This is a genomic window from Actinomyces procaprae (assembly GCF_004798665.1).
GTDB lineage: Bacteria > Actinomycetota > Actinomycetes > Actinomycetales > Actinomycetaceae > Actinomyces > Actinomyces procaprae.
This window is the reverse complement of record NZ_CP039292.1, coordinates 395,724-420,458: the sequence shown is the minus strand read 5'-3', so window position 1 is coordinate 420,458 and position 24,735 is coordinate 395,724. Positions and strand designations below refer to the sequence as shown.

Below are 24,735 nucleotides of genomic sequence, written 5' to 3'. Positions count from 1 at the left end.
TTTCCGCCTGTCAGTGCCCACCCCGCAGGCGCGAGCGCGCCCAGGTCATCAGCGTCGTCTGGATGTCCTCGAGCCGGTTGCCCTCGGCATCGCGAGTGTGCCGGGTCCAGGTTCCATCGGGGTTGAGCCACCAGGAGGAGACCGCGTCGCTGGCCGCGTGCGTGACGAGCCACTCCAACTGGCCGACCATAACGGGATCGGTGATGCGCACAAGCGCCTCCACCCGCCGGTCGAGGTTACGGTGCATCAGGTCGGCCGAGCCGATGAACAGGTCGGTTTCGCCGTCGTTGCAGAAGGCGTAAATGCGGGAGTGCTCCAGGTAGCGCCCCAGGATGGAACGGACCCGAATGTGCTCGCTCAGCCCGGGGACGCCGGCCCGCAGCCCGCAGATGCCGCGCACCACGATGTCGACGTCGACGCCGGCCCGGCTGGCCCGGTACAAGGCGTCGATGCAGGCCTCATCAATGATCGAGTTGACCTTGATGCGGATCCAGGCGGGCTTGCCGGCCCGCTTGTTCGCAATCTCCCGCTCAATGCGCTCAATGAGCCCATCTCGCACCGTGCGCGGAGCCACCAGCAGGCGGCGGAAGCGGGCGCGTGGCGCGTAGCCGGAGAGCTGGTTGAACAGGGCCGTCAGGTCCTGGGCGACGTCCCGGTCGCAGGTGAGCAGGCCCAGGTCCTCGTATCCGCGGGCGGTCTTGGGGTGGTAGTTGCCGGTGCCGACGTGGCAGTAGCGGCGCAGCCCGTCGGACTCCTGGCGCACCACCAGCAGCAGCTTGCAGTGGGTCTTGAGCCCAACCATGCCGTAGACGACGTGCACGCCGGCGCGCTCGAGCTTGCGAGCCCAGGAGATGTTGTTCTCCTCATCGAAGCGGGCCTTGATCTCCACGATCGCCACCACCTGCTTGCCGGCCTCCGCAGCCTCGATGAGGGCGTCCACGATCGGGGAGTCCCCACTGGTGCGGTACAGGGTCTGCTTGATGGCCAGCACCTTGGGGTCGGCGGCAGCCTGGGAGACGAACTCCTGCACGGAGGTGGAGAAGGAGTCGTACGGGTGGTGCAGCAGCACGTCATGCTCGCGCATGGCGGCGAAGATGTCCCCGGGCGTGCTGGACTCCTGGGGGGCGAGCCCGGCTGCGGTGACCGGCACGAATCGCGGGTACTTCAGCTCCGGAATGTCCAGATCGTGCAGCTGATTGAGGCTGGTCAGGTCCAGCGGCGCAGGCAGCTCGAACACGTCGTCGTCGTGCAGGTTCAGGGCGCGCACCAGGTAGCGGCGCACGAACGGGCTGATGGTGTCCTCCACCTCCAGGCGCACGCTCGCCCCGAAGCGACGGCGCTCAAGCTCCTTCTCCATGGCCTTGAGCAGGTTCTCGGCGTCGTCCTCCTCCACCTCCAGGTTCTCGTTGCGGGTCACCCGGAAGAGGTGGTGCTCGAGGATGTCCATGCCCGGGAAGAGGTGGTCCAGGTGCTGGGCGATGACGATCTCGATCGGGATGAAGGCGGTGCCCGCCCGCTTGTTCTTGGGGTCCAGCTCCCGCCCGGGCACCGTGATCAGGCGTGGCAGCGACTGCGGCACCTTTACCCGGGCGAAGTGCTCCTTCCCGGACCGCGGGTTGCGCAGCAGCACCGCCAGGTTCAACGACAGGCCGGAGATGTACGGGAAGGGGTGCGAGGGATCCACGGCCAGCGGCGTGAGCACCGGGAAGATCTGGTGGCGGAAGTAGCGGGTGATCTTCTCCGCCTGCTCGGAGGTCAGCTGATCCCACGTGAGGATCTCGATGTTGTGCTCGGCGAGCTTGGGGCGGATGTCCTCCTGGAACAGGGCGGCCTGACGGGCCGTGAGCTCCTTGGCACGCTCGGTGATGGCGGCCACCACCTGGTGCGCATCCAGCCCGGAGGCGCGCACCGGGGTGATACCGGCCTTGATGCGGCGCATCAGCCCGGCCACGCGCACCATGTAGAACTCGTCAAGGTTGGAGGAGAAGATCGCGGCGAACCAGGCGCGCTCCAGCAGCTGGAGATCCTGGTCCTCCGCCTGCTCCAGGACACGCTGGTTGAAGTCAAGCCAGGTCAGCTCCCGATCCGCAAAACGTTCCGTGAACGAGTCCAGGGGCGGCAGGTCCGCCTCCGGGTCAATATCGGTCTGCGGGTCGGCGTCGGCCTCCAGCTCGGCGTCGGCCTCCAGCTCGACGGCGGCCTCCAGCTCGGCGGCGGCCTCCGCGCCCGGGCCCGCGTCGGCACCCGCCGCGGAGTTCACAGCCGCATCCCCATCCGCCTGCGAGGGCACGACCTCGCCCGGGTCGGCATCAGGCTGGGGCGCGGACGCCCCGGCGTCCAGGACCTCGGTGTGCCCGTTGGCGTCGGCAGGCGCGGCAGGGGCTACCCCGGATGCGCCATTGGCGGCGGCCGCGTCGGAGGCCTCCTCGTCGAAGTCCTCATCCTCGTACTGGGGACCGGCGTCGTCTTCAACGAAGTCACGCGGGTCGGCAGCCTCGATGACGTGGTCCTCAATGACCTCCTGATCGGTCGGTTCAGTGGTCGAGGCTGCAGCGGCTGCTAAGTCGGCGGAGGGCGCGGATGTCTCCCCCGCCTCCTCTGAAAGGATCGACGCGGGGCCCGGGGCGGCGGCATGGCGGGCCTGCGCACGGGCCCAGCCGCCGAGGAAGGAGGCCAGTGGCGCCGAGGTCGTTGAGGGGGTCGCTTCGGAGTCGGGCGTCGTCATGGGTGAATCGTCCCACGTCCCGGCCGCGAGCGAACAGTGAACCGCGCCAACTGACCCTGGGAGCGCGACCCCGGCTGCCCTCAAGGGCCCTCAGGGGCCTCAGCAACCCCGACGGCGAACGTGGCTCCCGGCACCGCGGCTCACCCGCGCGCGCGACCATTCCGACGAACGACAGGAACCCGACAGCGGCAGCGGGGCTCACCCACGCGTGCGCGAACGTTCACTCCAGCAATCCCGCACCGGCCCGCTTCGCCGCATCGGCGAGCTCCTCGGCGGTAGCCAGCAGGGCCGAGTCTCGGCGGGTGACCCGATGAGCGAGCTCGTCGGCGTCGTCGTCGATCCAAGTGGGACTGGAGCCGGCCGCCAGGGCACGCAGGAACCCGGCCGTAACCGTCAGCACGGGCGCGAGCGCCGGCACTGAGCCGTCCCTGCGGCCGGCAAGGACGTCGTCGATCGCGGCACGGACCTGCTGCGGCGACGGGACGCGACGAGCATCCTTCAGGGCCGCATCAAGGCGGGCGAGGGCGGCAGCCCCCTCCGGCTCGCTCGCGGCAGCCGCCAAGTCCACGACGGTCGCGTACCGTCGCTCCACCAGCTCCAGGTCACGTCGAATCCACTCGCGCACCAGGAACAGCCGCCAAAGCGCGCCCGGAAGCGTAGTGGCAGGCGAGTCAGCCCACAGCTCGGCGACGGCGTCCACCCCGTGAGTGGCCACGGCCGCGACGACGCCGTCACGGGTGATCCGCTCAACCGAGGCATCGGCGTCAACGTCTTCGTCCGGAAAGCCGCCGACAAGTGCCTGCGCGGCGCGGTGGGCGAGCTCGGAGGCGACGGCAGTGTCGACGCCTCCCTCGATGTTCTCGGCGGCCTCGGGGTCGAGTCGTGCCGGGCGGTGAAACTGACGGGCCATAGGAACTCCTAGCGATTCCGAGTGAGTCCCGCGCGCTGGCGGTGTCCGGCGTCCATTGTCGCGCACGGACGGGGCGCGTGCACGGATGCGGGGCGCGTGCACGGATGCGGGGCCGACGCGGACAGGGCCAGCGCAGATGGGACGCGCGCGGACGGGGCCGACGCAGATGGGACGCGCCCGGACCTCCGATCCACGTGGATGCCTGCATACGGCGATCGACTATGCTGGCGACGCCGACGGCGTCCGAGATCTACTCCCGGCCCGCGGTGCGCCCCTCTAGCTCAGTTGGTCAGAGCTGCGGACTTTTAATCCGAAGGTCGTGGGTTCGAGCCCCACGGGGGGCACCTCACGCCGGGCCGGCACGAAGGGGGCCGGCTGCCACCCGTCCGCCGTGCGGGTCGGGTAGAGGTCGGCGACGTCTACGCCGCAGGCCGCCGCCGTGACGGCGAGATCGCCGGCGGTCCAGCGGACCTTGCCGCGCAGCCGGTTGGAGACGCTCTGACCGGGCACGCCGAGCATCTGCCCGAGCTGCGCGCGCGTGAGACCGTACCGTGCAGGAGCGCGGCCACCGAGTATCGCCGGAGTTGTGCGGCGGCAACGATCCTGTGGCGCGGGGCAGGACCGCGCATCAACCCGGCCGCCCTTATCGGTGACGGTCAGGGCGTTCGCAACGGTATCAACGGCCTCGCCGCGAACCTCGGTGGACTCGTGCACGCGTAACCCCTGACACGCGACCAGGTGGATCACCGCCCTCGCGCCTGGGTGCAGGTCCGGAGAGAAAACGCGGTCCAGGAGGGCGGGAAGACAATGCTCCAGGCGAGGAGGGCGGGAGGATTAGGGCGTGTTATGTAAGTCGTTTGAGCCAGTGGTCGATGCTGGCGATGTGGGTGGTGGCTTGGTAGCGGACGGCGAGCTTGTCGTACCTGGTGGCCATGGCGCGGTTCTGCTTGAGCTGGCCGAAGCACCGCTCCACGGCGTTGCGGTCCTTGTAGGCCACGGGGTCGAAGGCGGGCGGTCTGCCCCCGGCGCTGCCGCGTCGGCGGCGGTTGTCGGCCTGGTCTGCCTTGATAGGGATGGTGGCCTTGATGTGGTGGTTGCGCAGCCAGTCCCGGTTCCCCTTTGAGGAGTAGGCCTTGTCGGCCAGCACCATCTGCGGCCTGGTGCGGGGCCGTCCACCGGCAGGACGCTGGACACATATCTTGTCTAGGACGGGGATCATCATCGGGCAGTCCGCGACCTGTCCGGCGGTCAGCACCCCGGCCAGCATGCCGCAGGCGGCGTCCACGGCGGCGTGAACCTTGGTCGACCAGCCACCCCGAGAGGTCCCCAGGGCGTGATCCTCGGGCTCCCCCTCCACCAGCTGGGGACTGTCCTTGCGCGCCCCAGCGGCATGCACATGCGCCCGACAGGTGGTCGAATCCACCGACACCCGCCAGCCGATCTTGCCGGCGGCGTCGGCCTGGGCGACAAGGGCGGACTCGATGCGCTCCCACACCCCATCGGTCTGCCAGGCCCGGTACAGGGCGCAGGGCCCTCCACCACGGCCCGTAGCGGGCCGGTACGTCACGCCAGGGCGCACCGACCCGGGTTCTCCACCGTACGGCGTTGATCATGTCCCGCAGCGGATACACGCGCGGCCTGCCACGAACAGGCGGGGCGGGCAGCAGGGGCTCGAGCAGCCCCCACTGAGCATCGGTCAGGTCATGACGAGCGGCAGCGTCTATACTCAACGGTCGAGGCCTTTGGCAGTGTCACGGTTTGTTCTCACACCACCCGTGATACCCCAAAGGCCTCCCCCCATCCCGCACACCACGCCGACCACCCCACCCGACTAACGCAACACGCCCTAGGGGCTCTTCCGGTTTGAGGGTGGGGCTCGGGGAGTGCGGGTGGGCAGGCGCGGGTGGCGTTGGCGTCGGGCGGTGGATGGTTGGCGGGTGGTTAGGGTCCGGCCGGGTGGGTACTCCCGGGGGCGGCGCACGCTCAGCCATCTCACCGCCCTGACCGGACAGCGAGTTTTGCCCGGTATTTCAACGTTCTTGGTTTTGGGTCGAAGGAGGCCGGTCGGCTCCCACGTGCGCCGCAGGGGTCGGCGCACGTAGGAGCCGACCGCACCGTTCACCGCTTGAGGTGTTTTCCGCATGATTCCGCCAAATCCCTAAAACAGCGCCACAACTGAGCGTGCGGCGCGCTCGTCGCCGGGCCCACCCGCGCACAGGTCCGGCTCCCGGCACTTGGGAACACGGCAGCGGGAACAGCCCGAGGCCGCACAGGCGGTGCACCCACGGTTGCGAACGAGCCACCGGCACCAGCACGGCCAGCACCACTCCCGCCGAACCTGGAACATCCACTGCGGCCTACGCCCAGGATCGGCCCACCAAAACCACCCCACACCCCCAAAGCGGAAGCGCCGGATTAGGGGCTCTTCCGGTTTGTGGGTGTGTTGGGCTGGGGGTTTGTGTGTTGACGCGGCGGTTCGTACCTTTGCGTGAGGGTTCGTATGTTCTGGTCGGCGATTCGTACTTTCTTGCGACGGTTCGTACGGTAGGGGTACGTAGCGTCGCCGGAAGTGCCGAATCGTTGGTGCCAAGTGCCGAACCGTCACGCGAAGTGCCGAACCGTCATCCGGTGCGCGCGGGCGAACACGCCAGGCCCGCACCCCGAGCGCTCACGCCTGCGCCCGGGGCCTGGCGAGTAGGGCACCAAGACCGCCGCCGTGCGTCGTCAATGGCGGCAGCCCCGGTCCAGCACCCAGATGACCCCAACGGCCCCGACGAATCAGCGCAAGCCAGCACCACCCACCGACAACAACCTCACCAACCCGGCAACGACCACCCCCACCGCAGCCCCGACCCCAACCACCACACCCACAAACCGGAAGAGCCCGATTAGGCCCCAGTCCATGAGGGCGCGGAAGACAGGCCGCGGGCAGCTCAGCTCGCCTCTGCATTCGGCCGGCCCGCGCCCGGCCTGCCCGGGCCCAGCCGATGCGACCACTCTCACGATTCCGCCGTCCTAGCCCGCGCCCGGCCTGCCCGGGCCGAGCAGCAGCACCACCGACATCGCCGCCGCCAGCAACCCGAGCGGGAATAGGAACAGCGGCACCGAGCCGACGCCGTCCGTAATGTGTATCTCGGCAACGCCCTCCAGAAGAATCAACGAGAACTCGCCCAGCAGCACCCCACCCATATTGGCGAGAACAACAATGATGCGCCTCATCATCACCGCTCCTCCACTCTTAACCAACGGCCGCCATAATCCGCTAACCCCACGCCGCGCACACCGATCCCCACTCGCCTGCCGCCATTCGGCGTAGGCACGCATGCAACCCGGCCTCACAAACACGTCTCCCGGTGGAACTCGGCCCACAATACCAACCGGCGGACCTGCAAGCTCGATTCGGATAGCACCCCTAAACAGTCAGCAAGAGGCATTTCATCACTCTGCGCGACGGTCTCCGCAGCGAGGGCGAGGGGCGTGGCGGGGCACCAATCGAGCGCCCCACCACGCCCGATACTCACCGTCTACGAGCGATGGCTAGGTAGGCGTAGATCGCGATCATGGCGGCAATCACCGAGAGAATCCAACGGATCCAGTCGATGCCGGGAGTGTCCGCCACCCCGAGCATGCCCGCCAACCAGCCCCCGACGAATGCGCCCAACGCCCCCAGGACGATCGTCCAGAGAATCGACAGGTTCTGGTCACCCCTCATGATCAGCCTCGCCAGAGCACCGATGATGCCGCCGAAGACGATCATTCCAATGAGCTCACCCATGACATGTTTCCCTTCATGTAGCGCAGAACATTGCACTCAACGCCTAAGGCAACGCGTGGAGCACCGGAGCCCTAAACGTCTGACAGCAAGATACACCACCGGATTTCGTCTGTGAGACCACTCTCAGCAGGACACCATAAAGCAACAGCAACCCCATACAACTCCGGCCATACTCTCAGCCGCCTCCAGCCCCGCACCCAGCACCCTCCCGCATTCCCGGGCGCAGCTCAATGAACCCTGAATGCGAACAGCGCAAGCGGCCTTCCGATTTGAGGCGCGACAATGGCGGTTCATGTGTAGCCCGGGTTGTATGGATCCATGCGGTCCGGTCGGCCGGCCCACGCCCGGCGTAACTGCCCGCCTCTACTCGGAGCTCAACGCGGCGCCCCGCGTTCGGGGCCTGCACCCGCGGTCGAAGTGCATGCCTGGAGTGCCGGTGCGCGTCAGGACCCCACGCGGGCGCGCCTGCTACGCCACTTGAGCGCCCGCACCCACGGAATCGGCCGACTACAGCACCGCGGCCGCAACCAGCACCACGGGCACGAACCCCGCCGTCGTCAGCAGTACGGCGTCGCGGGCCAGCGGCTTGGCCACCCCGTAGCGGGAGGCGTACATGAACACGTTCTGCGCCGTCGGCAATGACGCCGTCGTCACCGGCATCAGCAGGGCGGTGCCGTGCAGCCCGGCCACCAGCCCCAGTCCTACGGCCAAGCCGGGTACGACCAACAGCTTCCAAGCCACTGCCCAGCGCAGGGCCCGACGGCTGGAGGCGTCATGGACCGGCTCTGCGGGAACCGCGACGCCGCTCACGACCGCACCGCCGCCACGCGCCCGGCGCTGCGCGGCCAAGGCTGACGGCGGTCGCATACGGGTGGCCGCCAGGCTCATGCCCAGTGACATCATCATCAGCGGCACGGCGATCCGCCCCAGCGTGTGGAGTAACTCGGCAAGGTGCCCACGCAGGGCGGCGTCCAGGTCGAAGCCGCTGACGTTGCCCAGTACGCCCACCAGCACGGCCAGCACCAGCGGATTACGCAGGGGAATGGTGTACGTGGCGAATCGCGAGGGACTTCCGCGGCGGGTGATCGCGTCGAGGACGGTGAAGGTGATCGGAGTGAGCACCAGCAGCTGCAGCAGCAGGATCGGGGCAACCGCGGTGGCGTCGCCAAGCACGAGCACCAGCACGGGAATGCCGAGGTTGGCGGCATTGACGTAGCCGGAGGCGAGCGCCCCGATCATCGACTCGGCGGCCTCCCGATGCAGGACGAGTCTTTGCATGCACCAGGCGGTACCGATTCCCAGTAGCTCGGCCACGACGGCCACCGCGGTGCCGCGCGAGGCGACCGCGGCCAGGTCCGCGCCCGCGAGCGTGGTGACCAGCAGTGCGGGCGTGGCGGCGTAGAAGCACACGCGGGTCAAAACGGTGTCGGACCCGACCGGCACGGCACCGGCGCGCACCAGGAGCCAGCCCACGGCGATGACGACGGCGAAGACCGCCAGGCCACCGACGACATCAGCCACGGCTGGGTTCCTCCTGCCTGCTTGTGGAGCCGTACTCAGTCGGTCGGCTCGAGGTCGACCCAGGTTCCGGCGTGGTCGGAGACCACGAAGGAACGGGTCCCGCCGCCGACTGCCCGCAGCAGTGGCGCCCTGCGCGCATCCGCGTCCCCCGTGGTCACGCCCTCACCCCCGGCGGGCGGCGGCAGGGCGCCGTCGGCGTCGGCGGGCCCGGAATCGGTCAGAAAGTGGTCGATGCGACGGACCGGGCTCGCGGCGGGGAACGTGGGGCCCTCCCCGAGCAGCCTGCCGACGCCGACTGCGGACACCTGCTCGGTGGGCAGGTTGAAGTCGCCGGCGAGCAGACGGGGGCCGGGCAGTGCCGCCAGCGCATCCCAGGCCGCGGCGAGCTGCCTTGCGGCGGTGTCGGCGCGGGTGGCCAGGTGGGTGGCGCCCAGGCTGATTCCGGCGGCTCCGGGCAGAACCGTTTCCGGCAGCCCTATGCGGGCTACCAGCAGGTTACGGGCGGTGGCGGTGAAGACCCGGTATGAGCGCGGGTCGACGGCGCTGCCGCCGCGGCGCACAACGCTTGCGGGCCCGCGCCCCAGACGCATGAGCCGATGGCTGTTGATCGGGTACCGCGACAGCAGGGCGTTCCCGAAGCCCGCCGGCCCCAGGCCGAGCAGGGCACGCGCGGGGCCGAGGACGTCGTCGCCGGTTCCGGCCAGTGCCGCTCGGCGTGGGCGCCGCCGCAGTCCCGCAACGGGGCCGGCCCAGGCGGCGGCAAAACGGTGGTGTCGCCATCCGAGCAGCTGGGCCAGCATCCCCGCCTGGTCCACCCGTCCGGAGCGGGCCTGGCCGAGGTCCACCTCCTGCAGGGCGACGACGTCGGGGGCGAGCTCGGCGATCTCCTCCGCCAAGGCCGCCAGCACGGCGCGGGCGGTGGCGGGGTCGTGGATATCGGCGCCGGCCAGCGACCCGCTGACGGCGGTCCCGTCGCCAGCGCCGGCGCCGGGCTGACCGTGTTGCAGGTTCAGAGTCAGCACACGCAGCACGTTGGGCCTCCTGTTGGCGCTATCGGTATCGAGCCGCGGCGCAGGCACTCCCCGGGCCGGGTCTAGGCCTCGGCGGAGTCCAGGTCGGGCTCGAAGCTCAGGCTAACGGAGTTCATGCAGTAGCGCTGGCCGGTAGGAGTGCTGGGGGCGTCGTCGAAGACGTGGCCGAGGTGGCTGTTGCAGGCGGCGCAGCGCACCTCGGTGCGCACCATGCCGTGGGACGTGTCCGTGGACAGCACGACGGCGTCGCTGCGGGACGGGTCGTAAAAGGACGGCCAGCCGCAGTGAGAGTCGAACTTGGTGGCGGAGCGGAACAGCTCGGCGCCGCAGCCCCGGCACCGGTAAATGCCCTCCCGGTTCTCGTCGAGCAGTTCCCCCGTGTAGGGGCGCTCGGTGCCGGCCTCGCGCAGCACGTGGTACTCCAGCGGGCTCAGGGCGGCCCGCCACTGGGCGTCGGTGCGCGCGATGGCGGCGGGGTCGAGGCGCGGACCAGAACTCGTGTTTTCGTTGGCGCTCATGGCGCCATACTGGCCCGGCCGCAGTGGGCCGACAACCCCGCACCGGCGTGCATAGTCTCACTTGAACAAGGCGTGTCAGCGGGAATACCACCGACGCTCGTCTAGCTCGGATCCCCCACACCCGACGGCCACCCACGCCCTCCTCTTTTTGCCCTTAGCCGCACGGCCCACACACGTATTAATTAGGGTTGACATACCTCGCTATGTTGGATAGCGTCGTTATTCAGCTGTGGAAGCTCATTGAGGAGAGGTCCGAGGTGATCGGCAGGGCCACGCACACGCGCCGGCCGGCACAGACCCGGCGGCGGACCCTGGCCGCCGCGCAAGAGGAGGAACACAGTCATGCTGGTCCACACCGCGATCGGAACACTCCGAGCCGAAAGGGTCGGCCCGACCAACACCCCGGTTTACCGCATCCTCGGCATCCCCTACGCCCACGCAGAGCGCTTCCGGGCGCCGGAGCCAGTGACAACCGACCCGGGCGACGGCGTCGTCAACTCCGGGCGCGGACAATGCTTCCCCCAGCGACTCATGCCGGGCTTCATGAACCTGTTCCTGCGTCATTTTCAGCTGCGCCCCGAATGGCAGCCGCGCCACGACATTCAGAGCGAGGACGCGCTGCGCGTTAACGTCTGGACCTCCGGTTCGGACACCCCCAAGCCGGTGCTCGTATTCATCCACGGCGGTGACTGCGGCTCGGGCACGCTCCCCATCTACGACGGCATCCACCTGGCCGCGCAGGGCATTGTGGTGGTCACCGTCACCTACCGGATCGGAGTGCTGGGACACCTGCACGTGGTCGACGGCGACCGGATCAGCTGCGACCGCGCCCTGCTGGACCAGCAGGCTGCGTTGCGCTGGATCAAGGACAACATCTCCGCCCTCGGCGGTGACCCCGAGCGGATCACCCTGATGGGCCACTGCGGCGGCGCCCAGTACGCCCTCTACCAGGCACTCAACCCGGATAACCGCTACCTGTTCCACCGTCTCATCCTGTGCAGCGGACAGCGCGCCACCCCGCAGCCGCTGGACCCCGACGCCGAGCGGGACGCATTCGCCCGCCTGCTGGCGGACAACCACCTGCGCGATTACCGGGAGTTGGCCGCCGCGCCGCTGAGCCGCTTGCTGCGGCTGGCACAGCCCACCATGACCCTGTCCACCACCATGGATCAGCCCTTCTTCAAGGTCGATCCGCGCGACGTACTGCGCGAGGGCGCTTTCCCGCACGTGCCGGTGCTGGTGGGCTCCACCAGCGACGAGTTCTCCATGATTGAGATCCCCATGTGGTATCGGCGCATGGGGATCGCCAAGACCCCGGAGGAGTTCGACCGCACCACCACGCGCCTATACGGCCGCTGGGCCGCCCCCATCGCCGACGCCCTGCGCCCGGAGTCCACGGACCTGCCGGATCTGCAGATCAAGATGATGGAGCTGCTGGTTTTTCACAGCGCGGCACTGAACCTGCTGGAACGACTATCGGCCCACACCACGGTCTACGGCTACCGCTTCGAGTACGTCCCGAACCTCTACCGGGGGCTGCGCGGCGCCTACCACGGCGCGGAAGTAGCGATCTTCTTCGGCAACCTGGATCGCATGCGCATCCCCATCACCGACGACAACCGCCGGGCGATGGCCGTCACGCAGCGGGACTGGCTCGGCTTCGTGAGGGACGGCGTCATGCCGCATCGGCCCGCCTTCGATGCGCAGGCGCGGATCACCCGCTACCGGGGCGACGGCGAGACGATCCCATTCCCGCACCTGGAGCTGCTGCGCGAACTGGAGGGGACCGATCTGGCCCAGCGGGTGGTGAACGCCTATATGAGTCGCCGTTGACATCGACTCCGCACAACACTGCGGTGGAAAAGGTCCATCGGTGCCCACTTTGACGCGCACCACTCCCTACGACCGCCGCGCCACTCGGCGTTTTCCTCCATATCAAGCGGTTTCCGCCAGCGGCCATATAGCGTCCCTCTGCCAAAATGGGCACCGATGGACATTATGGCGTCTTCAACGGTCAGTCGTCGGCCTCGTCGGCGTCCGTGCTGGACTTGCCGATGCCGAGCCGGCCGAGTTTGCCGCCCCTGTCGGGTGCGCCGGACTTGTCGGTGGCGGGCGGGTACGCGTCCAGGTAGGCCTGCTGCTCCTGGGTGGAGATGACGCCGGTCGCCTCCGCAGTGTCCGCCGCCGGGCGGGCGGGCGTGTCGGAACCGTCGGCGACGGCGCCGTCCCGCGCCGCATCCCGGGCCAGGATGCGGCGGCGGCGCACCTTGTCCCTCCGCGAGCGGCGGAGCTTCGCCCGCCCCTTGGCGACGGCGCGCAGGCGGGCGGCCTCGATCGGGTCGTCCGCTATGGGGCGCTGCACGGCCGTGGCCTCCCCCACCGCCTCGACGCCGTCGGCGTTCGGCTTTTGCAGGGTGACGAGCTCCTCGGCCAGGCGGGCGACCTTCTCCGGAGTGGGATCGTGGGCGACGTCGACGTGGTCGACCTCCACACGGGTGCGCGGCAGCGCGTAGGGGGCCTCCCGCTGCAGCCAGGCGACGAGCTCCTCGCGCAACTGGCACTGCAGGGTGAAGACGTCGGCGTTATTGGCACCGGAGACGGCCACCCGCACCGTGACCGTGGCGTCGGAGGTATCGGTGACATCCACGGAGGCGACGCGACCGTCCCACACGGCCGATCCGGACAGGATCCGGTCCACCTCGGCGCGCAGTGCCGCCACGGGTACGCGCCAGTCCAGATCGATGGTGAAGGTGCCGGTGAGCTGGCTGCCGCGGCGCGACCAGTTGGCGAAGGGGTTCTGGGTGAAGTAGGTGGAAGGGAAGATCAGGCGGCGCCCGTCCCACACGCGCACAACCACGTAGGTCAGGGTGATCTCCTCGATGAAGCCCTGCTCGTCGTTCACCACGACGACGTCGTCGACGCGAATGGCGTCGGTGGTGGCCAGCTGGATGCCGGCGAACAGGTTGCCCAGGGTCGACTGGGCGGCGAGGCCGGCGACCACTGAGACCAGTCCGGCGGAGGCCAGCAGGGAGGCCATGGCCACGCGCGCCGAGGGGAAGGTCATGGCCACACCCACCAGACCGCAGATGACGATGATGACCTCGGCGACGCGCCGCAGCACCTGCGCCTGGGTGGTGATGCGCTTGGTGCGCCCCACGTCGCCGCGGGCGCGCACCCCGATCACGATCGAGGACTCCACCGCCTTGGCGATTCCCACCACCACCCAGGTGGAGGACAGGATGATGCCGATCAGCAGTGCGTGCAGCACGAACTGCACCCAGTCCGGCTGCGATAGGTCGAAGAAGGCGATCTGCCCGCCGAGGAACGCACCGACCAGTGCGGCGGTCGCGTACATGGGGGTGCGGGTGAAGCGGATGACCTCTGCGTACACCACCCTGCGGCGCCCCATGGCGCGCAGCACGACCACGAGGACGAACACCAGGGCGATGCCGATGAGAACACCCAGGCCGACCCGCCAGGCCAGCGACAGCAGATCCGCCGTGGCCTCCACTACGGCCTCGGCCGTCTCGGCGGCCTCGGTCGCCGTGGATGTCGCCGAGTCCGACGGCGTGTCGGCGCCCAGTGCTGCTGGTGTCACGAGGGCGCGAAGCGGTGCGGCGACTGCCGCGGATGCGAAGGCCATGCACCGAAGCCTAGAACCCGGTGCTGTGCTTCTGCTGTGCGCGGCTCCGGCGTCGCCCTCATTCACATCACAGCGACCCGGCTCACCCCGGACCGTCCGCCACACGAACACCTTAAGATGCTAGACGTACTACGCCTGTCGTAGTACGTTGGACATATGGACACCGCCTCAGCCCTCCCACGGCCCCCGCGGCCACACCACCCCGGAGATCGTCGTCATGATTAGCGCCGACGCCATCCGCGGCTACATCGACCTGATCGCGCTCACGCTGTTGCGTGACCGTCCGTCCTACGCCTACGAGCTCGCCAAGACCATCACCGAAGTGGCGCAGGGGCAGTACACCATCAAGCAGACCACGCTGTACTCCGCCCTTAAGCGCCTGGAGGCGGCAGGACTGGTCTCCTCATTCGCGGACACCAGCGAGTCGGGTAAGCAGCGCACGTATTACCGCCTCACCGAGGCCGGCGCCGCCCACCTGAACGACAAGCTCGCCGAATGGGAGGACACGAAGGCCCTCATCGACCGCTTCGCGCTGTACGCGCCCACCCGCCCCGCCCCCGCCAAGCACTGATCCGACAAGCCGAGTTCCGAGCCGCAGAACCACTCATCCGAGCAGACAAGGACCCCTGATGGACGCCATCGACACCTTCCTAGACGCCATGTTCGCCCCCTACCCCGCCACCCCACGGCTGCTAGAGGCCAGGCGCGAGCTGCACGCCATGATGGAGGACGCCTACGCCGACGCCGTCGCCTCCGGGAAGTCGCACAACGAGGCGGTCGGCCAAGTAATCACCGACTTCGGCAACCTGGAGGAACTAGCGCCCGCCCTCGGCATCCTCCCGGATCTTCGCGACGCCGCACCGCAGGACGGCACCGCCCCCGCCGCCCCGCCCATGGCGGATTCGACGCCGTCGGACTACCCCGAAGTCACCCTGCCCGAGGCCCAGGCGCTGGCCGAGGCACGGCGCTCCACCGGCACCCTGCTCGGCAATGGCGTGGCCCTGTGCGTATTGGCGGCGGTACCGCTGTTCACCTGCATAGGCCTGTCACAAGCCGGCATCGGCCTGGTCCCCTGGGACGAGGACCAGGCCGCGGCGGTCGGGGTCCCCCTCACGCTGGTCATGGTGGCGCTGGCCGTGTCCCTGTTCATTCGCCGCCATCAGGCCTTCGCGGGCCTGACCCATCTGACGGACGGCAAGTTCACGCGCAACCCGGTGGTTTCAGCCTGGACCGCGCGACTGCGCCTGGAGCACGAGGGCGTGAGGACGCGGGCACTCAGCATCGCCGTCGCCCTGTGGATCATGGCTCCCATCCCGGTCTCGGGGTCCGGGATTCTCTTCCAGGACTCGGACGACAACGCCGGGCCCCTGCTGGGCATGACGCTCACCTTGGCCATGGTGGCCGCCGGCCTGCGCATCTTCCTGCCGACCACCTGGGCCTCCATGACGCATACGACCCTCACCCAGGAAGGACGCCCCGCGGAGGCCACCCCCGCATGGCGCAACCCGGAGGAGAACCCCTTCACCGAGGCAATCGCCGGGCCGTACTGGATCGGCTGCCTGGCCATCTACCTCGCCTGGTCCTTCATCCGGTCCGACTGGGAGGTCAGCTGGATGGTGTGGCCGATCGCAGGCGTCCTGTTCGGCGCGATTGCCGCCGGTGAGGCCGGCCTGCGGTCCTGGCGCTCCCGGCGATCAGTCCAGACTCACCCCTGAGGCGCCCGTCGCGAAGCCACCGCGCCCAATTCCCAGAACCTTCCTCGCAGGGAGCCCAGGGGGCTCAACCCGCCACCACCTGCACTCGTTTGCGAGTGCAGGTGGTGGCGCCTCCCGACGCTTCCGGGACCAACCGGTCCTGCCCGCACCACCTGGCACCGCGCGGCCACGACCACCCGCCCCCGCAAGTGGACGTGGCGTCTTGTATGTGTCATGATTAACACACCTTTTGAGAGCGCTCTCATCCAATGCTGGCCGTACCGAGAGCGCTCTCACGAACACCCCGGCGCACAGGTGCGCCGTGCATCCCACCACATAAGGAGTCATCGTGTTCAACAAGCAGGCAATGGCCGGCCTCAGCCTCCTCGCCGTCGGCGCACTCGCCCTCGCCGGCTGCGGTTCAGGCGGTTCCGAGTCCTCCGGCACGGACGCGGACGGCAACATCACCCTCACCATCGCCACCTTCAACGAGTTCGGCTACGACGACCTCCTCGACGAGTACATGAGCCTGAACCCGGGCATCAAGGTCGTCGAGAAGAAGGCCGCCACCTCCAATGAGGCGCGTGACAACATGAACACGCGCCTCGCCGCGGGCTCCGGCCTGGCGGACGTCGAAGCCATCGAAATGGACTGGCTCCCCGAGCTGATGCAGTACGCCGACCAGTTCGTCGACCTGTCCTCCGACTCGGTCACGGACCGCTGGCCGGAATTCAAGAGCGCCCCGGCAACCACCGCCGACGGCAAGCTCATCGGCTACGGCACCGACGCCGGCCCAGAGGCCGTGTGCTACCGCGCCGACCTGTTCGAGCAGGCCGGCCTGCCCACCGACCGCGAGGAGGTCGCCGAGCTCCTCGACGGCGACTGGGACAACTACTTCAAAGTCGGCAAGCAATTCGTCGACGCCACCGGCATCCCGTGGTACGACTCCGCCACCGGCACCTACCAGGGCATGCTCAACCAGATCGAGAACCCCTTCGAGAACGACGACGACTCCGTCATCCCGCTGGAGTCCAACAAAACCATCCGCGCCACCTACGACACCATCCTCAACCAGTCCGAGGACGGGCTGTCCGCGGGCCTGTCGCAGTGGAGCGAGGACTGGGTCAACGCCTTCCAGAACGACGGTTTCGCCACCATGCTGTGCCCGCCGTGGATGCTCGGCGTCGTTGAGGGCAATGCCGCCGGCGTCGACGGCTGGGACGTGGCCCCGGTCTTCCCCGGTGGTGGCGGCAACTGGGGCGGCTCCTACCTGACCGTCCCCACCCAGGGCTCGCACCAGGCCGAGGCCCAGGCCCTGGCCGAGTGGCTGACCGCGCCCGAGCAGCAGATCAAGGCCTTCCAGACCAAGGGCAACTTCCCCTCCCAGCTGGAGGCCCTGGACGACCCGGCCCTGCTGGAGTACACCAACGAGTTCTTCAACGACGCCCCGATCGGACAGATCTACTCCGACATGTCCAAGGAGATCGAGATCTCCCCGTACAAGGGCACGAACTTCTTCGCCATCACCACCGTCGTCACCGATGCGCTCACCCGGGTCGACGTCGACAAGACCGACGACGCCGACTCCTCCTGGGACAAGGCACTGAGCGAGTTCAACCAGCTCGGGCTCGAGTAGCAGCCGCTCGCACCCTGCAACGGCCGTGGCGCGACCCGGACTCGCTCGCCGCCGGGCGCCGATCGCGCCACGGCCGCTCCCACCGCTGACCCGAAAGGACCGGCAATGCCACCAGCAGCAACCCCCCTGGGTACCTCCCACAGGCGTGCGGGCACCCCGCCAACACGTTCACAACGGCACTCCGCGATGTCCCGACGCGACCGCCTGGGACGGCTGGACTTCGTGCTGTCCCCCTACCTGTACATCGCCCCGTTCTTCATCGTCTTCGCCATCACCGGCCTGTATCCACTGCTGTACACGGCGTGGGTCTCCTTCCACAAGTGGCACCTGATCGGCGGCGACCAGGGCTTCAACGGACTGGACAACTACGTCACCGTGCTGCAGCAGCCGAACTTCTGGATCGCCCTGCGCAACACCTTCTCGATCTTCCTGCTCTCCAGCGTCCCCCAGATCATGCTGGCGATCCTGATCGCCTACGTGCTCGACACCAATCTGCGGGCCAAGACCTTCTGGCGCATGGGCGTGCTGCTGCCCTACGTGGTCGCCCCCGTGGCCGTTTCAATCATCTTCTCCAAGCTCTTCGCCGACCAGTCCGGCATGGTCAACGCCATCCTCGGCCACCTCGGGCTCGGACCGATCGGCTGGCACTCCTCGGCGTTCTGGTCCCACATCGCGATCGCGAACATGGTCAACTTCCGCTGGACCGGTTACAACGCACTGATCATCCTCGCGGCTATGCAGGCCATTCCCCGCGAGCTGTACGAGGCCGCCACGGTGGACGGCGCCGGCCGCCTGCGCCAGTTCTGGTCGGTGACCATCCCGCAGCTGCGCTCGACCATCATGTTCGTCGTCATCAACTCCACCATCGGCGGCCTGCAGATCTTCGACGAGCCGCGCATGTTCGACACCATGGGCAACGGCGGCGCCGACAACCAGTGGCTGACCCTGACGATGTACCTGTACCAGCTGGGCTGGGGGCCGCAGAAGAGCTTCGGTCGGGCCTCGGCGGTCGCCTGGATCCTGTTCCTGATCATCCTGCTGTTCGCCTCCCTCAGCTTCCTGCTCACCCGACGCATCGCCTCCTCCGGCACCGAGCCGGCCCGAGACACACGACGGCGACGCCGCGGACGAGCCCGCGCCATTAACCGCACCGCCGCCGGCCACACCACCGCCGGCCACACCACGGAAGGAGCCCTGTCATGAGCCGCAACGAGCCGTCGCTGGCGATGATCGAGCAGACCGCAGGCAAGCGGGCCGCCCGCGCCGCCGCCCGCCGTCGCGCCAAGGGCGCGCACCGCGGCTTCGGGCCCGACCGCCGCCCGGGGCCGGTGGGCTACGTCTTCCTGATCGCCGCCGTCCTGATCAGCGCCTACCCGCTGTACTTCGCGTTCCTGCTGGCCACCTCCAACGCCGCCGAGATCGCCAAGCACCCGGTCCCCTCACTGATTCCGCGAGGAGAGCTGGTCGACAACATCACCCGGGTGCTCAACTCCGGCATCGACCTGTGGGGAGCCTTCTTCAACTCCCTGATCGTCTCCGGCGTGGTGTCGCTCTCCGTGGTCTTCTTCTCCACCCTGGCCGGCTACGCCTTCTCCAAGCTCCGCTTCCGCGGGCGCGAGGGCCTGCTGACCTTCGTGATCGCGACCATGGCCGTGCCCGCGCAGCTGGGCGTCGTCCCACTGTTCATCGTGATGGCCAAGCTGGGGTGGACCGGGGAGCTCATCGCCGTGATCGTGCCGGCCATGGTCTCCGCCTTCGGCGTGTTCTGGATGACCCAGTACATCCGCGACGCGCTGCCCTACGAGCTCATTGAGGCCGCCCGGGTGGACGGGGCCTCCATGTTCCGCACCTTCTGGTCCGTGGCCCTCCCAGCGGCCCGCCCCGCCGCATCAATGCTGGCGCTGTTCACCTTCGTGGGGTCGTGGACGAACTTCTTCTGGCCCTTCATCGTCCTGGGGGCGAAGAACCCGACCCTGCCAGTCGCCCTGCAGCTGCTGCAGGCCTCCTACTTCAAGGACTATTCGCTGATCATGGCGGGCGTGGTGGTCGCCACCGTGCCGCTGCTGATCCTGTTCGTCCTCGCCGGACGCCAACTGGTCGCCGGCATTATGCAAGGAGCTGTTAAGGGATGAGCGCATTAACCTTCCCGCCCGGATTCCGCTGGGGAGTGGCCACCGCCGCCGCTCAGGTTGAGGGCGCCGCCCGGGAGGACGGCAAGGGGGAGTCCATCTGGGACGTCCTGTGCCGCCGCCCCGGCGCCATCGACGACGCCTCCAACATCGACGTCGCCTGCGACCACTACCACCGGGTCGACGCCGACGTCGCCCTCATCAAGGAGCTGGGCTACCCGACCTACCGCTTCTCGGTGTCCTGGGCGCGGGTGATGCCCGACGGGCGCACGGTCAATGACAAGGGCCTGGACTTCTATGCGCACCTGGTCGGCGCCCTGCGCGAAGCCGGCATCGAGCCCTGGCTGACGCTCTACCACTGGGATCTGCCGCAGGCCCTGCAGGAGGAGGGCGGCTGGGCCGTCCGCTCCACCGCCGCGGCCTTCGCCGACTACGCCCGCGTCGTCTACGCCCGGCTGGGCGCCGAAGTGGACATCTGGACCACGCTGAACGAGCCCTGGTGCTCCTCCTTCCTGTCCTACGCGGGGGCGGAGCACGCACCGGCTGTCAACGAGCCGGCCCAGGCGGTGGCGGCGGTCCACCACCTCTTGCTGGGGCACGGCCTGGCGGTGCGGGCGCTGCGTGAGGCCGCGGCCGCCGTCGGCCGCAGTCCGCGCCTGGGCATCACCCTGAACTTCTCCCCCACGCACGCCGCCGACCCTGCCAGCCCCATCGACCGCGACGCCGCCCGCCGGGTGGACGGCACCCAGAACCGGCTGTTCCTGGAGGCGCTGATTCGCGGCGCCTACCCGGCCGACGTCGTCGCGGACATGGCCGTCTGGGCGGACATCCACGACTGGGTGCAAGCAGGAGACATGGAGGCCATTGCCGAGCCGATCGACGTCCTGGGGGTCAACTTCTACAACGGGCAGACCGTCTCCGGCCCCGATCCGGGCAGACTGTTCGGCGGCCCGGAGGCAGGGGCGGCCCCCTCACCGAACGTGGGATCGGAGAATGTGAGGGCCATCCCGCAGGACCTGCCGGTGACTGACATGGGCTGGCAGGTGGAGCCGCAGGACCTGCACGACCTGCTGGTGCGCCTGGATCGCGACTACACCTCGACGGCGGGGCCGGACCGGGCCGGTATCCCGCTGGTCATCACGGAGAACGGCGCGGCCTACCGTGATGACCCCGACGAGCACGGCCGCGTGGAGGACCTGGACCGCCTGGCCTACATCCGCGACCACCTCGTGGCCGTTCACGACGCGATCGCCGACGGCGTCCGCGTGGACGGCTACCTGGTGTGGTCGCTGATGGACAACTTCGAGTGGGCCCGCGGCTACACGAAGCGCTTCGGTATCGTCCGTGTTGACTATGACACGTTGGAGCGCACCCCCAAGGCCTCAGCCGAGTGGTTCTCCGAGGTCGTGCGGAACAACGGTTTCGAGCTGGACTGACGAGCGGACGGAGGCACCCATGCGCCCAGCCGAGAGGGTCACCCTGGAGGATGTGGCCCGCGCCGCCGGCGTCTCCCGCGCCACGGCGTCCCGGGTGGTCCGGGGCGATGCCGGGGTCACGGAGAAGAAGACCCGGGCCGTGCAGGCGGCAGTCGCAGCGCTCGGATACATCCCCAATTCAGCCGCCCGGGCGCTGGTGTCGCGCCGCACCGGCACAATCGCCGTCGTGATCCCCGAGCCGGACCAGATGATCTTCTCCGACCCCTTCCTGACCCGGACGGTGCAGGAGATCTCCCGCTACCTGGATGCGGCGGACATCCAGCTGGTCATGGTCTTCGGAGATCATGCCGGTCATGGTAGACGCGCCGCGAAGTACCTGCGCAACGGCTCGGTCGACGGCGCAATCGTCATCTCCCATCACCGCTTCAGCGGCCAGGTGGAGGCCATCATGAGCGCGCAGCTGCCGGTGGTGTTCATCGGCCGCCCGGCGGCGCAGAACTCCCCCACCGCATGGGTCGACCTGGACAACGTCTCCGCCGGAAGGCTCGCCGCCGAGCGCCTGCTGGAGCGGGGCGTACGGCGCCCGGCGATCATCACCGGCCCGTTGGACATGGTCGCCGCCGATGATCGTCTCAAGGGGTTCCGTGAAGTACTGGGAAGCAGCGGGATCGATCCGGTGCTGCTGGAGGGCGCCTTCACCGCCGAATCGGGCCGCGCCGCCGGGGAGGCCCTGGCACCGCGCATCGAGTCCGGTGAGATCGACGGCGTCTTCGCCTCCTCCGATCTGATGGCGCTTGCGGCACTGAAGGTCTGGCGCGAGCGGGGACTGCGCGTACCCGATGATGTCAGGCTCGTCTCTTGCGACAACACGGCGGAGGCTGCCGCTGCGGACCCGCCGCTTACATCCGTGGTCAACCCCACCGACGTCCTGGGCCGGGCCGCCACCGACATGTTGAGCAGCATCATGGACGACACCTGGGACGGACAGCCGGTGCTGGTGCCGGCACGGCTGGAGCTGCGGCAGTCCTGCTGACGTGCCGGCCGGGGATCAGAGGCATTCGCGGAATCGACACCACGCTACGAGCCCCGCGAGGACGGCCCCGCCGACCCGACGACGTCCTCTGACCGTCCAAAACGTCCTCGTCAGCCCCACAACGACCTCACAGGCCCCACAACGACCCCACCCAGACGCCCGAACACGACCTCGGACGGCGTTCCACGACCTTGGTGTGCGCTCCACGACCTTGGTGTGCGTTGCACGACCACCCCGGGGTCGTGGAATGCGCACCAAGGTCGTGCAGTGTCGCCCAGGGTCGTGCAAAGCCGACCCAGCCCCCGAGGTCGAGCACCACCCGCACAAAGGCCGGGCCAAACGAACCAGCCGTCAGGCCACGACGCGCCGGTCTACAGCACCACGTTCGCGCCTATAACCCTGAAGCACTGAAGCTCCACGCTCGCGCCTATAACCCACGTTCGCGCCGCTCACCGCGACCCGCAAGCTCCCCATCTGCGCTCAGGGAACCGCGAAATGAGCGAAGCCCCCGGGACCTTGTGGGTCCCGAGGGCTATCGCCGTGGCTCCGACCGGCGTCGATCCGGTGACCTTTCGATTTTCAGTCGAACGCTCTACCAACTGAGCTACAGAGCCTAGAGGCGGGATCGCCCAGCCGTTTCCGACTGAGCGACCCGCATCCGCGACCTCGACGGGACTTGAACCCGCGACCTCCGCCGTGACAGGGCGGCGCGCTAACCAACTGCGCCACGAGGCCAATATTCATCACTGTACGCGATCCGTACCCCCAACGGGATTCGAACCCGTGCTACCGCCGTGAAAGGGCGGGGTCCTAGGCCGCTAGACGATGGGGGCCCGGTGCCCTTGGCGTCGTCGCGCCTCGAACCGGGATGTACGGTATTGGGCCGGACGGCATCCACGCAAATCCTCGGAGCGTGAGCCTGCTCACCAGTACCTCGATCGGTGCCGAGTCGGCCGCCTCGGGGGCGCCAGGCACCATTTTAGGGGCGCCGGGCACCGCCGCCGCACCCCGGCACCGCCTCCAACCGTGGCAGGCTCGTCCCATGAGCCCGACCAGCCTGACCGACGCCGAGTTCGAGTCCGCCGTAGCGGACGCACTCGACACCATTCCCGCGAAGCTGGCCGCCCAGATGGACAACGTGGTCGTACTCGTCCAGGACGAGCCGGACCCGGAGATGCTCTCCGACGCCGATTACGACGACGACGGCCGCCCAACCCTACTGGGACTGTACGACGGCGTGCCCCTGACCGAGCGGGACGCCGGCTGGTCCCTGGTGCTGCCCGACCGCATCCTCATCTTCCAGGGTCCGCTCCAACGCTGGTGCGACTCGCGCCAGGAGCTGGTGGAGCAGGTGGCGGTGACCGTGATTCACGAGGTCGCCCACCACTTCGGCATCTCCGACGCCCGCCTGCACGAGCTCGGCTGGGAGTAGGCGCACGCAGCCACGCGGGCCCACATGCTTCACTCCTGAGGCGATTACATGTGACACTACCGTTATGACCTCACCCGCACCCGGGGAATCACCCGCCTCCGAGGCACGCCATCTGAACACCTCGCCAACGCCACCTCGCCGCGAGACGCGCATGAGTCGCCGTCGCCCCGAGGGGCTCGTAGCCCACGGGCCGGTCGGGGATCCGGTGATCACCGCCCGCAACCTGTCCAAGCTCTTCGGCGACGACGACACGGCGGTCACCGCACTGGAGTCGGTGGACGCGCACCTGGCCCGCGGCCGGCTCACCGCCGTGCTGGGCCCCTCCGGTGCCGGCAAGACCACCCTGCTGCGCTGCCTGGCAGGACTGGAGGCACCCACCTCGGGGACGATCATCCTTGACGGCGAGGAGATATCCCTCTTGAGCCAGCGGCACCTGGCCCGCCTGCGGCGCGAGCGCATCGGGATGATCCTCCAGTCCCGCAACCTCGTCCCCTCACTCAGTGTCATGGAGAACATCACCCTGCCGCTGGCGCTCTCCCGGCGGAGCATCGACTCCGCGCGCCTGGACCGGATCGCCGACGTCACGGGCCTGCGCGGCCGCCTCGATTACCACCCCGCCGAGCTGTCCCCCGAATTGGCGCAGCGAGTGGCCTGCGCCCGCGCGCTCCTCAGCGACCCGGCGGTGGTCATCGCCGATGAGCCGACCGGCGCTCTGAGCTCCGCCGCCGCCACACAGATCCTGCGCATCCTGCGCGCAGCGGTGGACGAGCTCGAGCAGAGCGTCGTCGTCGCCACTCACGACGCCGACGTCGCCGCCTGGGCGGACACGGTCCTGTTCCTGCAGGACGGGAACATCGTCGCCGAAATGAACCAGCCGGATCGCGACCGCCTCCTGGACGCGCTGCACGACCTTGGCAGCACGGGAAGCGCCGGCATCGCCGTCGGCGGCGGGGAGCGGGAGGTCTCCCAGATAGAGGAGGCCTGGGCGCAGCCACTCGGCCCCCAGGGCTCCCCGCGTCCACGCTCCCGCAGCAACCGCCCCCACGACTGGGAGGGCACCGGCGAGCGCTCCGCCACCGGACGGGGCTCGCGCAGTTACGACGCCGCTCCGCACGACTGGGACGACCCCGGCGAGCGCCAGGCTCGGCCCGGGCGCCGTGCGCGTCCGAGCAGCGGTTCCGGCGGAGCCGACGACGTCGACCGCAACAACCCCTGGGGATACCAGTGATTCGGGCGGCCTGGCGCAGCGTGC

19 protein-coding genes and 4 tRNA genes are annotated in these 24,735 nt (G+C 68.9%); 11 read left to right on the top strand and 12 right to left on the bottom strand.

Features of this window, described 5'->3' with window-relative positions; translation table 11 throughout:
* Window positions 1-10: 10 nt before the first annotated feature.
* Both E4J16_RS01630 and E4J16_RS01625 read right to left on the bottom strand, forming a co-directional pair.
* The gene (locus E4J16_RS01630) at window positions 11-2,725 is read right to left on the bottom strand and encodes an RNA degradosome polyphosphate kinase (protein ID WP_136313071.1); all 2,715 of its coding nucleotides are present in this window, start codon (window positions 2,723-2,725) and stop codon (window positions 11-13) included.
* 220 nt (window positions 2,726-2,945) lie between these two features.
* Window positions 2,946-3,635, bottom strand: coding sequence for a hypothetical protein (locus E4J16_RS01625; RefSeq protein ID WP_136192948.1), 690 nt, complete (start codon window positions 3,633-3,635; stop codon window positions 2,946-2,948).
* A gap of 270 nt (window positions 3,636-3,905) precedes the next feature.
* Here E4J16_RS01625 and E4J16_RS01620 point away from each other — a divergent pair.
* Window positions 3,906-3,979, top strand: a tRNA-Lys gene (locus E4J16_RS01620).
* Between the two features lie 500 nt (window positions 3,980-4,479).
* On the opposite strand, the gene E4J16_RS01615 is transcribed toward E4J16_RS01620, so the two are convergent.
* The 6 genes from E4J16_RS01615 to msrB form a co-directional block, all read right to left on the bottom strand.
* Window positions 4,480-5,365, bottom strand: a protein-coding gene (locus E4J16_RS01615; protein ID WP_204519867.1) for an IS5 family transposase whose coding sequence is annotated in 2 segments (ribosomal slippage) — window positions 4,480-5,157 and window positions 5,159-5,365 — 885 coding nt in all. Because the reading frame shifts where the segments join, the coding sequence is not laid out codon by codon here.
* Between the two features lie 1,285 nt (window positions 5,366-6,650).
* A complete protein-coding gene (locus tag E4J16_RS01610; RefSeq protein WP_136313070.1) occupies window positions 6,651-6,857 on the bottom strand; it encodes a hypothetical protein in 207 nt (68 codons plus the stop codon).
* A 295-nt stretch (window positions 6,858-7,152) separates the two neighbouring features.
* Window positions 7,153-7,410, bottom strand: a complete 258-nt coding sequence (locus tag E4J16_RS01605) for a GlsB/YeaQ/YmgE family stress response membrane protein (protein ID WP_136192981.1) — start codon at window positions 7,408-7,410, stop codon at window positions 7,153-7,155.
* A 507-nt stretch (window positions 7,411-7,917) separates the two neighbouring features.
* Window positions 7,918-8,931, bottom strand: a complete 1,014-nt coding sequence (locus E4J16_RS01600) for an AEC family transporter (protein WP_136313069.1) — start codon at window positions 8,929-8,931, stop codon at window positions 7,918-7,920.
* Window positions 8,932-8,966: 35 nt separating this feature from the next.
* Window positions 8,967-9,962, bottom strand: a complete 996-nt coding sequence (locus tag E4J16_RS01595) for an endonuclease/exonuclease/phosphatase family protein (protein ID WP_136313068.1) — start codon at window positions 9,960-9,962, stop codon at window positions 8,967-8,969.
* Window positions 9,963-10,024: 62 nt separating this feature from the next.
* Complete coding sequence (gene msrB, locus E4J16_RS01590) at window positions 10,025-10,480, bottom strand: peptide-methionine (R)-S-oxide reductase MsrB (RefSeq protein ID WP_136313067.1); 456 nt, start codon at window positions 10,478-10,480, stop codon at window positions 10,025-10,027.
* Window positions 10,481-10,822: 342 nt separating this feature from the next.
* Between msrB and E4J16_RS01585 the strand changes: the two genes are divergently transcribed.
* A complete protein-coding gene (locus E4J16_RS01585; protein WP_136313066.1) occupies window positions 10,823-12,313 on the top strand; it encodes an alpha/beta fold hydrolase in 1,491 nt (496 codons plus the stop codon).
* 181 nt (window positions 12,314-12,494) lie between these two features.
* On the opposite strand, the gene E4J16_RS01580 is transcribed toward E4J16_RS01585, so the two are convergent.
* The gene (locus tag E4J16_RS01580; RefSeq protein WP_136313065.1) at window positions 12,495-14,123 is read right to left on the bottom strand and encodes a mechanosensitive ion channel family protein; all 1,629 of its coding nucleotides are present in this window, start codon (window positions 14,121-14,123) and stop codon (window positions 12,495-12,497) included.
* Between the two features lie 217 nt (window positions 14,124-14,340).
* On the opposite strand from E4J16_RS01580, the gene E4J16_RS01575 reads away from it, so the two are divergent.
* From E4J16_RS01575 to E4J16_RS01545, 7 genes are all read left to right on the top strand, one after another.
* On the top strand, window positions 14,341-14,694 hold the full coding sequence (locus E4J16_RS01575; protein WP_136193120.1) for a PadR family transcriptional regulator: 354 nt from the start codon (window positions 14,341-14,343) through the stop codon (window positions 14,692-14,694).
* Window positions 14,695-14,752: 58 nt separating this feature from the next.
* On the top strand, window positions 14,753-15,838 hold the full coding sequence (locus E4J16_RS01570; protein WP_204519915.1) for a permease prefix domain 1-containing protein: 1,086 nt from the start codon (window positions 14,753-14,755) through the stop codon (window positions 15,836-15,838).
* A gap of 328 nt (window positions 15,839-16,166) precedes the next feature.
* Window positions 16,167-17,453: an ABC transporter substrate-binding protein gene (locus E4J16_RS01565; RefSeq protein ID WP_240038217.1), complete on the top strand. Its 1,287-nt coding sequence runs from the start codon at window positions 16,167-16,169 to the stop codon at window positions 17,451-17,453.
* A 186-nt stretch (window positions 17,454-17,639) separates the two neighbouring features.
* Window positions 17,640-18,656 (top strand): carbohydrate ABC transporter permease, encoded by a 1,017-nt coding sequence (locus E4J16_RS01560; protein ID WP_204519914.1) that lies wholly within the window; start codon window positions 17,640-17,642, stop codon window positions 18,654-18,656.
* Window positions 18,653-19,585: a carbohydrate ABC transporter permease gene (locus E4J16_RS01555; protein WP_204519912.1), complete on the top strand. Its 933-nt coding sequence runs from the start codon at window positions 18,653-18,655 to the stop codon at window positions 19,583-19,585. The genes E4J16_RS01560 and E4J16_RS01555 overlap by 4 nt, the downstream gene beginning before the upstream one ends.
* Complete coding sequence (locus E4J16_RS01550) at window positions 19,582-21,018, top strand: GH1 family beta-glucosidase (RefSeq protein WP_136313062.1); 1,437 nt, start codon at window positions 19,582-19,584, stop codon at window positions 21,016-21,018. The genes E4J16_RS01555 and E4J16_RS01550 overlap by 4 nt, the downstream gene beginning before the upstream one ends.
* Before the next feature lie 19 nt (window positions 21,019-21,037).
* Complete coding sequence (locus E4J16_RS01545) at window positions 21,038-22,051, top strand: LacI family DNA-binding transcriptional regulator (protein ID WP_168708120.1); 1,014 nt, start codon at window positions 21,038-21,040, stop codon at window positions 22,049-22,051.
* A 541-nt stretch (window positions 22,052-22,592) separates the two neighbouring features.
* Here the strand turns inward: E4J16_RS01545 and E4J16_RS01540 are convergent.
* The 3 genes from E4J16_RS01540 to E4J16_RS01530 form a co-directional block, all read right to left on the bottom strand.
* Window positions 22,593-22,665: transfer RNA gene (locus tag E4J16_RS01540), tRNA-Phe, on the bottom strand.
* Window positions 22,666-22,712: 47 nt separating this feature from the next.
* Window positions 22,713-22,786, bottom strand: a tRNA-Asp gene (locus E4J16_RS01535).
* A 25-nt stretch (window positions 22,787-22,811) separates the two neighbouring features.
* A tRNA-Glu gene (locus E4J16_RS01530) sits at window positions 22,812-22,884 on the bottom strand.
* A gap of 209 nt (window positions 22,885-23,093) precedes the next feature.
* Between E4J16_RS01530 and E4J16_RS01525 the strand changes: the two genes are divergently transcribed.
* Together E4J16_RS01525 and E4J16_RS01520 are read left to right on the top strand one after the other, a co-directional pair.
* Window positions 23,094-23,483 (top strand): metallopeptidase family protein, encoded by a 390-nt coding sequence (locus tag E4J16_RS01525; protein WP_136313060.1) that lies wholly within the window; start codon window positions 23,094-23,096, stop codon window positions 23,481-23,483.
* Between the two features lie 64 nt (window positions 23,484-23,547).
* Window positions 23,548-24,711, top strand: coding sequence for an ABC transporter ATP-binding protein (locus tag E4J16_RS01520; protein WP_240038216.1), 1,164 nt, complete (start codon window positions 23,548-23,550; stop codon window positions 24,709-24,711).
* Window positions 24,712-24,735 lie beyond the last annotated feature (24 nt).